The organism is Micrococcus sp. R8502A1, assembly GCF_006704135.1.
Lineage (GTDB): Bacteria > Actinomycetota > Actinomycetes > Actinomycetales > Micrococcaceae > Micrococcus > Micrococcus luteus.
The window spans coordinates 1-1,658 of the sequence record NZ_VIGS01000101.1 but is presented as its reverse complement, the minus strand read 5'-3'; the positions used below and the strand labels follow the sequence as shown (position 1 = coordinate 1,658).

Sequence of the window (1,658 nt, the reverse complement as noted above, 5' to 3'; positions counted from 1 at the left end):
CCGGCTCGTCGAAGGTCAGGCCGTCACGAACTGGAAGCAGGCCCTCGCCCAGCTCGCCGCGGCCTACCCCGACCGGATCAACCCCTACCTGTGACCACCCCGCTTACACAGACAAGTTGACACGCCCTCCGTCCAGTTCCCGCACGGTCAACCACCCCGGGCCGTAGTCCTCCTGCGCGGGGTCTTTCTGTCCGTCTGGCCAAACGACGACAAACCAGGGCCACGGCTGGCCGGGATCTCGCAGACCGATCCGGCCGACGACGCAGACGAGGTAGGCCCGTAGCTCACCATTGACGCGAAGTTCGGCAACGCCGTGGTCCCACGACGCCAGCGTGGGGTCGCGGGGCGTGTACTCGTCACAGGGCATGGGATCAGTATGGGGGGCCGCTCAGCCGCAGACGCCGGCCCTTTCGGGCGCAGTCTGGGCGTCCTCGGCCCCACAGCTGGTAGGCCGCAAAGCGCTGGGGAAGGGCGCAGCACTCTCGTGAGGTGTCGAGAGTTGTGGCAAACATTCGGTGGGCCACAAACGACCGTTTGAGCCGCGTGCCTCTGAGAGTCACCTACCCGCCGCATCCGCAGGTGAAGGATGGCGAAAGCGCTCATCCCCCAGAGTGGGGCTGGCGTCCATGGCGCTGATGGGGACCGATGCACTTCTGGCGTGGGTCAGCTCTACGCGGGTCGGTCAGGCCCGCGTAGCGTCGATGCTGTTCGGCGCGGCGGCCCCTCGGGCCTTCACGCATCCGACTTGATCGAGGGGAGTCCTCTCTTGTACATCCACAAGCAGAAGCTTCAGCACGTCTCCAGTCCTGAGAAGCCTGACGCGGTCTACGCCCGCAAGCTGCAGGAGGTGATCGGCGGGCAGTACGGCGAGATCACCGTGGCCATGCAGTACAGCTTCCAGGCATGGAACGCCCACATTCCGGGCAAGTACCGGGACCTGCTCTTCAGCACGGCGGCCGAGGAGTTCGGTCACGTCGAGATGCTGGCAACGATGGTGGCCCAGCTGCTGGAGAAGGCCCCGGTGGGGATCACCACCGACGCCATCCAGGATGACCCGGCCGTGGCCGCCGTCATCGGGGGCACCGATCTGCAGCAGGCCATCGTGGCCGGTGCCGGTGCTCGCCCCGTGGACAGCATGGGGAATCCGTGGACCGGAGCGTATGTCACGGCCAGCGGCAACCTGCTGGCCGACATGACCGCCAACCTCAACGCGGAGATGCAGGGGCGGACCCAGGTGGCCCGGCTCTACCACATGACCGATGACCCGGGCATCCGGGAGCTGCTCTCCTTCTTGCTGGCCCGGGACACGATGCACCAGAACCAGTGGGCGGCGGCTGTGAAGGAGCTGCAGGAGGACGGCCTGGAGGAGATGCCGGTGCCGAGCAACTTCCCGCAGAAGAAGGAGGCCACGGAGCACTCGTACACGCACTATGAGTTCTCTGACGGTCAGGCCACTGCGGAGGGTTCGTGGGCTGCAGGCCCCACCCCGGACGGCAAGGGCGAGTTCTCCTACTCGTCCGAGCCGCCGGCGGGGGTCCCCCTGTCTCTTCTAACCCTCTGACGCTGCCGCCGATCGCATAAGTGGAAGAATATGCAGGGCCCGGGGAAAGATGTAAACAAACCGGCTCTAATACACATCTACCGCTGACGACTGACAG

At 65.9% G+C, this 1,658-nt stretch carries 1 pseudogene; it reads left to right on the top strand.

The window, feature by feature from the left end:
* Nucleotides 1–766 precede the first annotated feature (766 nt).
* Nucleotides 767–1,543: pseudogene (locus FLM69_RS11205) on the top strand (manganese catalase family protein); the annotation flags it as partial.
* Between the last annotated feature and the right edge of the window lie 115 nt (nt 1,544–1,658).